This is a genomic window from Andreprevotia lacus DSM 23236 (assembly GCF_900176275.1).
GTDB lineage: Bacteria > Pseudomonadota > Gammaproteobacteria > Burkholderiales > Chitinibacteraceae > Andreprevotia > Andreprevotia lacus.
On sequence record NZ_FWXD01000012.1, the window covers coordinates 12,793 to 26,564 of the forward strand.

The 13,772-nt window shown below is 60.7% G+C and carries 12 protein-coding genes; 6 read left to right on the forward strand and 6 right to left on the reverse strand.

The features are described 5' to 3' along the window. Nucleotides 1–8: 8 nt before the first annotated feature. From ubiG to B9A19_RS11230, 6 genes are all read right to left on the reverse strand, one after another. On the reverse strand, nucleotides 9–722 hold the full coding sequence (gene ubiG / locus B9A19_RS11205) for a bifunctional 2-polyprenyl-6-hydroxyphenol methylase/3-demethylubiquinol 3-O-methyltransferase UbiG (RefSeq protein ID WP_084090890.1): 714 nt from the start codon (nucleotides 720–722) through the stop codon (nucleotides 9–11). An 81-nt stretch (nucleotides 723–803) separates the two neighbouring features. After that, a complete protein-coding gene (locus B9A19_RS11210) occupies nucleotides 804–1,385 on the reverse strand; it encodes a DUF4337 domain-containing protein (protein ID WP_084090891.1) in 582 nt (193 codons plus the stop codon). A gap of 66 nt (nucleotides 1,386–1,451) precedes the next feature. After that, entirely contained in the window at nucleotides 1,452–2,759 is a 1,308-nt protein-coding gene (locus B9A19_RS11215; RefSeq protein ID WP_084090892.1) for a TRZ/ATZ family hydrolase, read from the reverse strand. 79 nt (nucleotides 2,760–2,838) lie between these two features. Then, nucleotides 2,839–3,048, reverse strand: coding sequence for a hypothetical protein (locus B9A19_RS11220; RefSeq protein ID WP_084090893.1), 210 nt, complete (start codon nucleotides 3,046–3,048; stop codon nucleotides 2,839–2,841). Between the two features lie 204 nt (nucleotides 3,049–3,252). Next, entirely contained in the window at nucleotides 3,253–3,759 is a 507-nt protein-coding gene (locus B9A19_RS11225; protein ID WP_084090894.1) for a DUF7931 domain-containing protein, read from the reverse strand. Next, nucleotides 3,719–4,837, reverse strand: a complete 1,119-nt coding sequence (locus B9A19_RS11230; protein WP_084090895.1) for a ribosomal protein uL16 3-hydroxylase — start codon at nucleotides 4,835–4,837, stop codon at nucleotides 3,719–3,721. The genes B9A19_RS11225 and B9A19_RS11230 overlap by 41 nt, the downstream gene beginning before the upstream one ends. A gap of 77 nt (nucleotides 4,838–4,914) precedes the next feature. Here B9A19_RS11230 and B9A19_RS11235 point away from each other — a divergent pair, with 77 nt between their 5' ends. The 6 genes from B9A19_RS11235 (at nucleotide 4,915) to B9A19_RS11260 (ending at nucleotide 13,475) form a co-directional block, all read left to right on the forward strand. After that, complete coding sequence (locus B9A19_RS11235) at nucleotides 4,915–5,388, forward strand: peroxiredoxin (protein ID WP_084090896.1); 474 nt, start codon at nucleotides 4,915–4,917, stop codon at nucleotides 5,386–5,388. Further along, entirely contained in the window at nucleotides 5,388–5,867 is a 480-nt protein-coding gene (locus B9A19_RS11240) for an FKBP-type peptidyl-prolyl cis-trans isomerase (RefSeq protein ID WP_084090897.1), read from the forward strand. Before B9A19_RS11235 ends, B9A19_RS11240 begins: the two co-directional genes overlap by 1 nt. Nucleotides 5,868–6,143: 276 nt before the next feature. Then, nucleotides 6,144–7,571, forward strand: a complete 1,428-nt coding sequence (locus B9A19_RS11245) for an alkaline phosphatase (protein ID WP_084090898.1) — start codon at nucleotides 6,144–6,146, stop codon at nucleotides 7,569–7,571. Between the two features lie 26 nt (nucleotides 7,572–7,597). Continuing rightward, nucleotides 7,598–9,001: an alkaline phosphatase gene (locus B9A19_RS11250; RefSeq protein ID WP_084090899.1), complete on the forward strand. Its 1,404-nt coding sequence runs from the start codon at nucleotides 7,598–7,600 to the stop codon at nucleotides 8,999–9,001. 90 nt (nucleotides 9,002–9,091) lie between these two features. Further along, a complete protein-coding gene (locus tag B9A19_RS11255) occupies nucleotides 9,092–9,757 on the forward strand; it encodes a hypothetical protein (protein WP_139798786.1) in 666 nt (221 codons plus the stop codon). A gap of 814 nt (nucleotides 9,758–10,571) precedes the next feature. After that, nucleotides 10,572–13,475, forward strand: coding sequence for a ribonucleoside-diphosphate reductase subunit alpha (locus B9A19_RS11260; RefSeq protein WP_217807045.1), 2,904 nt, complete (start codon nucleotides 10,572–10,574; stop codon nucleotides 13,473–13,475). Nucleotides 13,476–13,772 lie beyond the last annotated feature (297 nt).

Sequence of the window (13,772 nt, forward strand, 5' to 3'; positions counted from 1 at the left end):
TTGCTGGCTCATGCCGGTTTCCTGCACGCCACCAGATAGTTCACGTCGGTATCGCCACCGAGCGAATAGTGCTGGTTGATCGGGTTGTAATGCAGGCCGGTGAGGTCCACGGTATCGAGGCCGGCTGTGCGCGTCATGCGCGCCAGCTCGGACGGCTTGATGAACTTGGCGTAGTCATGCGTGCCGCGCGGCAGCATGCCCAGCACGTATTCGGCGCCCAGTACGGCCAGCAGATAGCTCTTGGGGTTGCGGTTGAGTGTGGAGAAGAACACCCAGCCGCCCGGCTTGACCATGCGCGTGCAGGCTTCGACCACGCTGGCGGGCGAGGGCACGTGTTCCAGCATTTCCATGCAGGTGACCACGTCGAAGCTTTCCGGGGCTTCGTCTGCCAGTGCTTCGGCGGCGATGCAGCGATAATCCACGCTCAGGCCGGATTCAAACAGGTGCAGTTTGGCGACCTTGAGCGATTTCTCGGCCAGATCAATGCCGGTGACCTGTGCGCCGGACTGTGCCAGTGCCTCGGCCAGAATGCCGCCGCCACAGCCGACATCCACGGTCTTGCTGCCGGTCAGTTCGACGTATTGCTGGATGAAGCCGAGCCGCAGCGGGTTGATCTGGTGCAGCGGCTTGAATTCGCTGTCCTTGTCCCACCATTTGTGGGCCAGTGCGGAAAACTTGGCGAGTTCGGCCTGATCGGCATTGAGCGTGGTGGCGTCGGTCATGTGAGGAGATGGAGCGTGGACACAGACCGACAGTTTACCGCGTAGGCCGGTTGCCGGGCAGTGCCATCTGCCCGGCCTGGATCAAGTCAGGATCTTGATGATGCCGTCCGGGTGCAGCGCCCACCCCAGAAAGCCGGCAAGGCCGAAAATGACGCCGCCGACACCGAAGGTCCACGACAGCATCAGCATCCAGCGTTTCTCGGTCAGTGCGGCCATGGCGGCGACGGCCATGGCGATCGACAATAGCGCATCGGACAAGTCGAACTGGTCGTCGCGGTAGCCGAGGTCGTCGTATTCCTTCTCGAAACCCTTGGCCTTGGCCATCAGTGCTTCGCCATCCTTGCCCAGCTTGGCGATCTTGGCTTCGAACTGCGCGATCATTGGCGCAATCTGCTGTGCCTTGGCGGCATCGGCCTGCGCACTGGCGAGCTTGGCCTGGGTCAGCCCTTGCTCCTCAATATAGCCTTTCAGCTTCTTGGCCTGGTATTCGTTCCAGGTATCCAGCGAGTTTGCCTTGGCCACCTGCATGGCCTGCACGATGTTGTCGTCCTTGATCTTGCCCAGTGCCATGCAGACCGACAGCACCACGACGGTGACGGCAACAAAGCTGTTGAGCAGCGATTTTTTCTCGGGACTGCCGGTTTCGGGGACTTCAATTTCCATGGCGGGCTCGGCTTTGTGATAGACGCGGCTATCACAACGCACGAACCCGCGATTGGATGACGCAGCTCAGCCGGCGATGCGCTGTTGCCAGTGGCGGGCGCGTGCCGCGACTTGCGGCAGCTTGATACGGGTCAGCTCGCCATCGGCCAGTTGCAGTTCGCCATTGATCCACACATGGCTGACCTGCTGGCGGTCGAGCGCGTAGACCAGATGCGATACCGGGTCGAAGCAGGGCTGGGTGCCCAGCGCCGACAGATCGACGGCGATCATGTCGGCTGCCTTGCCGGCTTCCAGCGTGCCGATACGGTCGTCCCAGCCCAGCGCCCTGGCACCGCCCAATGTGGCCATTTCCAGCGCCTGCCAGGCCGGCAGGGCCTCGGGGTTGCCGCTTTGGCCCTTGGCCAGTAGCGCGGCAAGGCGCAGCTCGGCAAACATGTCCAGCTTGTTGTTGCTGGCCGCACCATCGGTGCCTATGCCGACATTGATGCCGGCAGTGAGCTGATCGGTGACGCGGGCAAAGCCCGAGGCCAGCTTGAGGTTGGAGGCCGGGTTGTGCGCGATATGCACACCGCGTTTGGCCACCAGTGCGATTTCGGCATCGGTCATGTGCACCATGTGCGCGGCGACCAGTTGGCCGGACAGCAGGCCCAGCCCGGCCAAGCGCTCAAGCGGGCGCACGCCGTGTTCTTTCAGGCTGCCGGCGATTTCGTCCTGCGTTTCGTGGATGTGGCAGTGGATGCCGATGCCCAGCTCGTCGGCCAGCGTGATGACGCGGCCAAAGGTGGCATCGCTCACGGTGTACGGTGCGTGCGGCGCAAGCGTAAAGCCCACCAACGGCTCGCCACGGAATTCGTCGATGCAGGCCAGTGCCTTTTGTATATAGGCGTCCGCGCCCGAGGCATAGGGGGTGGGGAATTCGAGGATGGAGCAACCCACCATGATGCGAAAGCCGCTGGCAATGGCGGCACGTGCCACGGCGCCGTGATGGAAATACATGTCGTTGGCGCAGGTCGTACCACCGCGGATCATTTCGGCAATGGCGAGCTGGGTGCCGTCGTAAACGAATTCGTCGCTGACGTGTTTGCCCTCGGCCGGCCAGATGTGCTCGTTCAGCCAGGTCATCAGCGCCAGATCGTCGGCATAACCGCGCAGCAGGGTCATGGCCGAGTGCGCGTGCAGGTTGACGAGGCCAGGCATCAGCGCGTGATCGGGCAGGTTGACGACGGCTGCATCCGGCCAGGCTGTGTGTGCGTCGGCCTGCGGCAGGATGGCGGCAATGCGATCATCCTGCATGACCAGTGCGTGGCCGGTGAGGACGTTGCGGGATTCAATCTGCAGCAGCCAGCGCGGCTGCACGAGCGTGATACGGGGCATGGCGGACTCGGTGGATTACGGAGGGCAGAAATGCAAAAAGCCGACCTTTCGGTCGGCTTTTCGTGACGAGCTCGCTGGATTACTTGGCAGCGGAAGCGTCGGAAGCAGCAGCAGCCGAAGCGTCGGAAGCAGCAGCTTCAGCCGGAGCCGAAGCAGCTTCGGAAGCAGCAGCAGCCGGAGCCGAAGCTTCAACAGCCGGAGCCGAAGCTTCAGCAGCCGGTTCGTCTTTCTTACCGCAAGCAGCCAGGCCAAGAGCGATCAGAGCAGCAACGAGCAGAGTCTTGTTCATTGTAATTACCTTTAAAGATGTAAGTTGGGGCCAAAAAGCAGAGCAATCGACCTATGATCGATCGCTTAAAATTTGAGCAGTAAACATCACTGACGACCGACGGGGCGAATTCTAACACGTTCTGTCGGAAAAACTAGCGGTTTTGCCGGCTTTTGGTGCGTCGCGGCAGGGTCAATTGCAACCGTTTGTACACGTACTGTCAGCCTAGATATCCAGCCGGCGCCATGCGCTGGCCGGCTCGCTGAGGTCTTGTAAATATTGGCTTTTTTGTTGCAAAAACGCTACGGCCGCGCCGTTGCTGCCTGCCTCGCCGCGTGGCCAGTCCAGATGATGGCGAATCACATAATGCCTATCATCGGCCAGTGAAAAGACCTGTTCGTCAGTCTGGGCGTCCTCGCGCAGCAGATTCAGGCTCATCTGGTGGGCAAATACATCGTGCAGGCGCAGAAAGCGCGGTGCGCTGGCGGCGATGTAGTCGGGCCTGCGCGCCAGCACGGTGAGCTGGCCGCCACCGACCAGAAAACGTTGCAGTTGCTCGCAATTGGCGCGGCCGCCCAAGTCTGCGGCCTTGAAGTCGTCTTCATACAGCCACAGGCTGTGCTGTGCCACGGCCAACAGCGCGCTGAACGAGGCGGCGTAGTCTGCGTAGCGGTCAAACCGCTGCGGCGGATCAGCCGGCCACGTGAAGGTAGCCGTAGTCGTAACATTCATACAGGGTGTCCAGCACGGTATCGTCATAGTCGCCGGGCAGCAGCCGGCGGGCATTGGCCAGCTGTTGCAGGGCAGGGTGGCTGTCCGGATCGCATTCGAGCGCTTCGCCGTTGCAGTAGATATGTGCTTCGTCGAACAGCAGTACGCTTTTCAGGTCCAGCACCACGCCGTGTTCGGCAACGGCTGCGGCAAACTCGTCGAAGTCGAGAGGCTCGTCGGGGGCGTCGTAAACCACATGTTGCTTGGGCTCGCTAAAGTACTCGCCGATAAAGCGGCTGACCAGTGCTTCATCCCATTGAATATGCTGCAGCATGGCCGCGATGTGGCTGGCGAAATCGGTATCGATGCGGGCCGGTGCGTCGGTCACGCGGCGGCCCGGGTCGCTCAGCATGCCGTCCAGCTGCAGGTTGTCCTGCAGGAACTCCAGGAAGCGGCTGGCGATTTCCTGGGTCTTGGGGGCGCGGAAGCCGACCGAGTAAGTCATGCCCGGATCAAGCGCCACACCGTGGTGCGCATACTTGGGCGGCAGATAGAGCATGTCGCCGTGCTCCAGTACCCATTCCTGCTCGGGCTGGAAATCCTTGAGCACGCGGATGGGCGCATCTTCGATGAAGTTGCCCGCGTCATCGCTGGAAATCTGCCAGCGCTTGCGCCCGCCCACCTGCAGCAGAAACACGTCATATGAATCGTAATGCGGGCCGACGCTGCCGCCGGGCGGGGCATACGAAATCATGATGTCGTCCAGTCGCGTATAGGGCAGGAAATTGAAGCGGTACAGCAGCTCGGCTATGTGGTCCACATGCTGGTTGACGTTCTGCACCAGCACGGTCCAGTCGCTGTCGGGCAGCTTGTTGAAGCGGGTGGGGCGGAACGGGCCGTGCTCCATGTGCCAGCGACCGTTGCGGTGCTCGATCAGGCGGCTTTCCACGTCGTCGCGCGTGGCCAGCTCGATCAGGCGGTGCAGATCGATCAGTTCCGGAAAGTCGGTGACGGCCTGGCGGATCAGCAGCGGTTTCTTCTGCCAGTATTCGTCGAGAAATTGTTGCGGACTCAGGCCGCCGAGCAGTTGCGATGGCATCGGGCTATATATGAAGGAAATCGGAAAGATATCTGAAACAGAGTGCCTCCATTATCGCACCAACCGAGGAGACGCCGATGTTGAATCCTGGCCTGGCAGCCCCCGATTTCGAATTGCCTGACGCACGCATGGAGATGGTCAGGCTGGGCGACTTTCGCGGTCACCATCATGTGGTGTTGTATTTTTTCAATCGTGACCACTCACCTGGCGGGGTGATCGAGGCGGTTGAGTTCAGTGATCGTACAGCGATCTTCCGCGAGCATGGCGCCATCGTGCTGGGTGTCAGTCTGGATGACTGCATGGCGCATGAGGTGTTCAGTGACGAGGAAGGCATCGAGTTCGATCTGTTGTCCGACCCCGAAGGTGAGGTCAGTCGTCTTTACCATGCATTGAAAGAAAGAGAAGTGCAGGGCATGGTAAAATTGGGCGTTGAGCGTTCGACCTTCGTGATCGACAAGGAAGGTGTGATCCGTCATGCCTTCTATCATGTGCAGCCCAAGGGGCATGCCGCTGAAGTGCTCTCTCTTGTCAAACAGTTAGGAAAATCTTGATGCAAATCGCCAAAAACAGCGTCGTCACGCTCCACTACGAAATGTTCGATGTCGAGGGCAAGCTGCTCGACAAGACCGAAGAGCCGATCGCGTATCTGCACGGCGGTTACGACAACATTCTGCCGCTGGTGGAAGAGGCGCTTGAAGGCAAGACCGTGGGCGACACCATCGAGGTGACGATGGAAGCTGACGATGCTTTCGGTGAATACGAGCCGGAACTGGTGCGCCAGGAAGAACGCAGCGTGTTCCCGATGCCGGTGGAAGTCGGCCTGATGTTTGAAGGCGAAGACGACGCCACCGGTGAAGTGCTGCTGTTCCGCGTGACCGAAGTTGACGGCGACAAGGTCACCGTGGACGGTAATCATCCGTTTGCCGGCATGACCATCGTGTTCAAGGCCAGCGTGAGCGAAGTGCGTGCAGCATCGGCCGAAGAGCTGGCACATGGTCACGTGCATGGCCCGCACGGCCACCACCACTGAGCGATCAGCTGGCAATCCGGCTTGGCCGGAAGTAAAAAAGAGGCGCTGCGGCGCCTCTTTTTTTGCGGCCACTGGTCGGAAAAGTGCAATGAAAAGTGGCTGCGGCCGCTTTTTTTCTACCTGGCGCGAACGGAAAAATATTTTGTAAATTCAACATTTTTTGTCAACCATGTGATGTATTGCACGTTCCGTTGAAATGTTTCAATCACGTAAGTTTGTTTTTTCTGTAACAATCGCTGTCTAGGCTCCGCCCTCGTTCATCCAACGAGGTCTGACATGAAACGCCTACTCTTGACTGCGCTGGCCTGCAGCGTGCTTGCCGCATGCGGCTCCAGTGACAGCAGCAGCTCCACTCCGCTTCCCGATGTGAAACCGCAAGCCAAGAATGTGATCTTCTTTCTTGGCGACGGTATGGGCATTGCCACCACGACTGCTGCGCGTATCTACGCTGCAGGTGAGGATGGTGAGCTGACCATGGATACGCTGCCGGAAACGGCGTTCATCAAGACCTATTCCAACGATGCGATGGTGACCGACTCGGCACCGTCGATGTCGGCCTATATGACCGGCGTGAAGATGAACAACGAAGTCATCTCCATGAGTCAGGACACCAAGGCGCTGGACCCGACCAAGGATCTGACCAGCAACTGTGGCACTGGCAACGGCAAGCCGGTTGAAACCATCCTGGAAATCGCCAAGGCGCAAGGCCTGTCGACCGGCGTGGTGACCACTACCCGCGTGACGCATGCCACACCGGCCGCAACCTACTCGCACGTGTGCCACCGCGATGCCGAAAACGATATCGCCGCACAGTTCGTGCCGGGCGGTGCCGGCTACAACAGCAAGCTGGCCGATGGCGTGGACGTGCTGCTGGGCGGCGGTCGCCAGTTCTTCCAGACCACCAAGGATGGCGGCAAGCGCGCCGACGGTCGCGATCTGATCGCGGAGTTGAAGGGCAAGGGCTACAGCTATGCCAGCAACAAGGCCGAGCTGGATGCCATCGACGTGAGCAAGACCAAGAAGTACGTGGGCCTGTTCACCAGCAGCCACATGAGCTACGACCTGGATCGCGACGCGAGCAAGGAACCGAGCCTGGCCGACATGACCGTCAAGGCACTGCAGACGCTCAAGCAGAACAACAAGGGTTACTTCCTGATGGTGGAAGGTGGCCGTATCGACCACGCGCTGCACGAAACCACCGCCCGCAAGGCGCTGCAGGATACCGTCGCTTTCGATACCGCCATCAAGGCCGCCATCGATGAAGTGAAGAAGACCGATCCGACGCTGAAGAACACGCTGATCGTCGTGACCGCCGACCATGACCACACCCTGGTGCTGAACGGCTATGCGGCGCGCACCGGCAAGACCTCGGCCAGCAGCCCGGGCGTGCTGGGTCTGCTGCGCAACTACACCGATGGCCAGATTGCCAAGGATGCTGACGGTATGCCGTTCACCATCATCGGCTTCGGTAACGGTGAAAACCGCGCCGCCGGCGATCGCAAGAACTTCCCTGCGCTGGATGACAACGCCGTATTTGCCAGCACCTATCACCAGGAAGCAGCAATCCGCGTTTCGGCCGGCAATGAAACCCACGGTGGTACCAATGTCTTCCTGGGCGCAATCGGCAACAACGCCGACCTGTTCCACGGCGTGATGGACAACACCAACGTATTCAATCTGCTGCGCCAGGCGTCCGGCATCTAAGCGGCCCGCGTACAAGGAAAATCGCAATGAATCTGAAACATACCCTGATCGCTGCGCTGTGCGCGGCAGCGCTGAGCCCGGCCTATGCTGCTGGCGAAGCCAAGAACGTGATCTTCTTCCTCGGCGACGGCATGGGCCCGGCCACCGTGACTGCAGCCCGCATCTACAAGTACGGCGAAGCCGGCACGCTGTCGATGGAAAAGCTGGATCGCACCGCACGCGTCAAGACCTACTCGAACGATGCCCAGACCACCGACTCGGCACCGTCGATGGCCGCCTACATGACCGGTGTGAAGATGAACAACGAAGTCATCTCCATGAGCGCGGACACCAAGGCGCTGGATCCGGCCGGCAAGCCGTATCTGAGCGGCGCGGACAGCACCTGCCCGGCCAACAACGGCAAGGCCGTGGATACCATGCTGGAAATTGCCAAGGCCAAGGGCAAGGCAGTGGGTTCCATCACCACTACCCGTGTCACCCACGCTACCCCGGCGGCAACCTACTCGCACGTTTGCCACCGCGATGCCGAAAACACCATCGCTGCGCAAGCCGTACCGGGTGGTGCCGGCTACAACAGCAAGCTGGGCACCGGCCTGGACGTGCTGATGGGCGGCGGTAGCCGCTTCTTCCTGCCGACCACCGTGACCGGCGGCAAGCGCACCGATGGCCGTAACCTGATCAACGAGATGAAGGCGCAGGGTTATACCTACGCCTCGACCGGTACCGAGCTGAAGGCCGTTGATGGCAAGGCCACCAACAAGCTGTTCGCGCTGTTCACCAACGATCACATGGACTACGAGCTGGACCGTGTGAAGAAGAGCCTGGATCAGCCTAGCCTTGCCGACATGACGCTCAAGTCCATCGATGTACTGGGCAAGAACAGCAACGGCTTCTTCCTGATGGTGGAAGGCGGTCGTATCGACCACGCCCTGCATGCCACCAACGCCAAGCGGGCGCTGGAAGATGCCGTTGCCTTCGATACTGCCATCCAGGCCGCACTGACCGAAATGGAAAAGCGCGACCCGGGCCTGAAGAACACGCTGATCGTCGTGACGGCTGACCATGACCACACCATGACCATCAACGGCTATGGCAAGAAGGGCAGCAACATCCTCGGTACCGTCAAGAACTACAAGGACGGCACCGAGGCCAAGGATGCCGATGGCAACAACTACACCGCACTGGTATTCGGCAACGGCCCGAACCGTCCGGCCACCCGCAAGATGCTGGTGGAAGGCTCGACCGATGCCACCCAGGTGCTGCATGACGACTATCTGCAGGAAGCTGCGCTGAAGATGGGTTCGGAAAGCCACGGTGGCGGTGACGTGATGCTGTTTGCCACCGGCGCCGGTGTTGCCTCCAAGACCTTCAAGGGCACCATCGACAATACCAAGGTGTTCTCGCTGATCAAGCAAGCCTTCGGCTTCTGATCGGGTCGGGCGGGGTCTGGCCCCGCCCACGCTGCCGCGCCGTGATCCGGCGCGGCTTTGCATTGAGATTTGATAGAGCAAGGAATGATGATGAAAACGCTGATCCTGCCGCTGCTGCTGGCCACTGGCCTTGCGCAAGCCGCCAACCTGCCGGATGCCGCTGCGCTGATTACCTACGAGAGCAAGCTGGTGTCCGCCGAGGGCGTGACCAAGCAGACGACGTTTCAGGAGCGCTGGGTACGCAGCCGCGACCATGTGTGGAGTGAGCGCGTAGTGCCCGGTAATGCTGTGCAGGAGCATCACGATGGTGACGGCCACAACCACGATCTGAACTTTGCCACGGCGGCCAAGCATGTATTCCTTGATGGCAAGGGCAAGCCGGCGCTGCAGTTCGTGCGCAAGGCGCAGAAAACCGTCATTACCATGGGCGAGTCGGAATATGCGCAGTTCGGCTTTGATGGCAGCTGGGATGGCTCGGCAGTCCTGATTGACCGCAAGCAACTGGCCACGATGCAAAAGCTCAAGCAGGCCGCACCAGAGGCGGGTGCCAGCTGGTATGAACAACGCAAGGGCGAGCACTACATGCGCGTGCTGTGGTCGGACACCCGCCAATTGCCGCTGGTGGTGGAGTCCGGCACGCAGAACGGCAGCAGCTGGTCGCGCCTGACCGTCACGCCGCAGGCATTGCCCGCAACGCTGCCGTGGACGCAACTGGCCGGCTACAACCAGAAGTCCTATATGGATCTGCTGGACTGAGCCTGCCCGGCCCGGGTGGCCGCAATAGCCCGAACACGCTTTGAAACGCCGCTTTTGCGGCGTTTTTTTTCGGCTGTGCAGTGTGTCCGGCGTGCGTCCCTTGCGTGGCGGTAGTTTTACCGCAGGACAGCGGTAGCGCTAAAAGGGGCGGGGTGAGGGCGCGGCGGTACCCATTGCCTGCTGCAATCGATCATCCGGCATGGCTAAATCCCCCCTTTCCTTTGGCTGACATCTTTGATGAAAGTGTAAGCCGGGCTGCCTGCGTTGTCCGTTACCACGCTCGGCTTTGCTGCCCGTGTGTTGCTTGGCCAGTGCGGTGGCCGCACGGCTGGTTCCTGCGCAGGACAACCACATGTTTGCCGGCAGGCATTGGATGATTTCCCTTGCCCCGCCAAAAGTTGGGGCGGTGTGTCGTATTGGCAGGGGCATTTTTGCCGAATGCGAAGCGTGAGGATGGCGGAGATTGTTGCGTGCTTGCTGCGGCAGCCTACCGTTTGGCGGCTGTCCCGGCCTGCAAGGCCGGCTTGCGAATGGCTGTCGTTTTGGTGCCACATCGGCTATGCCGCGCCAGTGCTGGTTTTGCGGCATATCGTGTCTGTATCAGTGGGTGCTTATGGTTCGTACCACAAGCTTTGCTACTTGCGCTAGCGGGAGTCGATACCCTAGTATTTGTGTCGAAAGTAATCAAAGACCACAAGATATAGTGTTTCTCCACAAATTATTCACAGCTTTTACACATCGCGCCACTGATCACGCCACCGCTCTCGAGGATAGCCCCATGTACGCTACGCTGGATACCGCCGCTGGAGGCCGTATGACCGATTCCAACGCTTCTCTCGCGCCGCAAGCCGGCAATTACGAGAACTACAAGACCATCCGCCGCAACGGCGGGGTGGTGGCGTTTGAACCGCTGAAAATCTCGGTCGCCGTGACCAAGGCCTTCATTGCCGTGCAGGGCAGCCATGCTGCATCCAGCGCCGCCGTGCGCGAGCGCGTTGCCGCCGTCACCGATGCCGTCGTGCATGCGCTGATGCGCCGCAAGCCGGATGGTGGCGCCATCCATATCGAAGACATCCAGGATCAGGTGGAACTGGCGCTGATGCGCTCGGGCGAGCACGATGTTGCGCGTGCCTATGTACTGTATCGCGAAAGCCGCTCGCAAGAGCGCTCGGCCAAGACCAGCGACGCGGGCGAGCAGCACCACGCCATCAACGTGCTGTATGAAGACGGCAGCCGCCGCCCGCTGGATCTGGGCAAGCTCAAGGCGCTGATCGCTTCGGCCTGCACCGGCCTTGAATCGACCACCGACCAGCCGGCCATTCTGGCCGAGGCGCTGAAGAACATTTACGACGGCGTGCCGGCTGAAGAAGTGCGCAAGTCGGTCATCATGGCCGCGCGCCAGCAGATCGAGAAAGACCCGGCTTATTCGCAAGTCACCGCGCGCCTGCTGCTGAACAGCCTGCGCCGCGAAGTGCTGGGCGAGGAAGTCGCGCACGAGGAAATGGATACCCGCTACGCCGAGTATTTCCCCAAGTTCATCAAAAAGGGCATCGACGCCGAACTGCTGGACGAGCGCCTGGCCCAGTACGATCTGGCCCGCCTGGGCGCTGCGCTCAAGCACGAGCGTGATTACCAGTTTGGCTACCTTGGCCTGCAAACGCTGTTCGACCGCTACTTCCTGCATGTGGAAGGCACCCGTATCGAGCTGCCGCAATCGTTCTACATGCGTGTGGCCATGGGCCTGGCGCTGAATGAAGTGGACCGTGAAGCGCGTGCCATCGAGTTCTACAACCTGCTGTCGTCGTTCGACTTCATGTCGTCGACGCCGACACTGTTCAACTCGGGTACCCGTCGCTCGCAGCTCTCCAGCTGCTACCTGACCACCGTGGCCGATGATCTGGACGGCATCTATGAAGCGCTGAAGGAAAATGCGCTGCTGTCCAAGTTTGCCGGCGGCCTGGGCAACGACTGGACCCCGGTGCGTGCACTGGGCAGCCACATCAAGGGTACCAACGGCAAGTCGCAGGGCATCGTGCCGTTCCTGAAGGTAGTGAACGACACCGCCGTGGCCGTCAACCAGGGCGGCAAGCGCAAGGGCGCAGTGTGCGCCTATCTGGAAACCTGGCACGCCGACATCGAGGAATTCCTCGAGCTGCGCAAGAACACCGGTGACGACCGCCGTCGCACCCACGACATGAACAGCGCCAACTGGATTCCCGACCTGTTCATGAAGCGCGTGATGGAAGGCAGCGAATGGACCCTGTTCAGCCCGTCCGAAGCGCCGGACCTGCATGATCTGTACGGCAAGGCTTTTGAAACCGCCTACGTGCGTTATGAAGAAAAGGCCGCACGCGGCGAAATGAAGGTGGTGAAGAAGCTGCCGGCACTGACGCTGTGGCGCAAGATGCTGACCATGCTGTTCGAAACCGGCCATCCGTGGTTCACCTTCAAGGACCCGTGCAACATCCGCAGCCCGCAGCAACACGTGGGCGTGGTGCACAGCTCCAACCTGTGTACCGAAATCACCCTCAATACCAACGAGGATGAAATCGCCGTTTGCAACCTCGGCTCGATCAACCTGATCAACCACATCAAGGAAGACGCCGACGGCAACCGTACGCTGGATAGCGAGAAGCTGGCACGCACCACCCGCATCGCCATGCGCATGCTGGACAACGTGATCGACATCAACTTCTATCCGGTGCGCAAGGCGCGTACGTCCAACCTGAAGCATCGTCCGGTGGGTCTGGGCATCATGGGCTTTCAGGATTGCCTGTATGCACTGCGCAAGCCGTATGCATCCAATGCGGCGGTCGAGTTTGCCGACGAATCGATGGAAATCATTGCCTACCACGCCTACTGGGCTTCGACCGAGCTGGCGCAGGAACGCGGCGCCTACCCGAGCTTCAAGGGCAGCCTGTGGGACCGTGGCATCCTGCCGCACGATTCGCTCAAGCTGCTGGCCGAAGAGCGCGGTGGTTATCTGGAAGTGGACACCACCGAGCGCCTGAACTGGGCCGCGCTGCGTGAACGCATTGCCACCTATGGCATGCGCAACAGCAACTGCCTGGCGATTGCGCCGACTGCAACCATCTCCAACATCGTGGGTGTGGCTGCATCGATCGAGCCGACGTATCAGAACCTGTTCGTGAAATCGAACCTGTCGGGCGAGTTCACCGTCATCAACGACTTCCTGGTGCGCGATCTGAAGGAACGTGGCCTGTGGGACGAAGTGATGATCTCCGACCTGAAGTACTTCGATGGTTCGGTATCGCGCATCGACCGCATCCCGCAAGACCTGCGCGAGCTGTATGCCACCGCCTTCGAAATGGACCCGAGCTGGTTGGTAGAGGCCGCCTCGCGTCGCCAGAAGTGGATCGACCAGGCACAGAGCCTGAACATCTACATGGCCGGTGCCTCGGGCAAAAAGCTGGACGAGTTGTACAAGCATGCGTGGATTCGTGGCCTGAAGACCACCTATTACCTGCGCACACTGGCTGCCTCCAACGCCGAGAAATCGACCGGCCGTGGCGGCGAGTTGAACGCGGTGCCGGTTGCCGGTGGTTACAGCAGTGCATCGGCCGAAGCGGCTGGCGCAATTGCAGCTGCCAGCGCGGCGCCGGTAGCTGCACCGGTGGCGCAGGCCGAGGACAACACCCCGGCCAGCGACATGAAGTTCTGCAGCATTGACAACCCGGATTGCGAGGCCTGCCAGTAAGGCAGGCGGAGCAAGCCGGGGCAGCGGCGAAGCCACAATCCGGGGCACGTTACGTGAGTGACGTGCAGCACGATCCGAAGGATCGGGCATTGCGAGGTTCGCCAGTAAGGCAGGCGGCGCCAGCCGGGGCAGCGGCGAAGCCACAGGGCACGTTACGTGAGTGACGTGCAGCACGATCCGAAGGATCGGGCATTGCGAGGTTGGCCAGTAAGGCAGGCGGCGCCAGCCGGGGCAGCGGCGAAGCCACAATCCGCCGCTGCGTAGCGGCGAACACCGCAAGTGTGTTGCGAAGCTTGC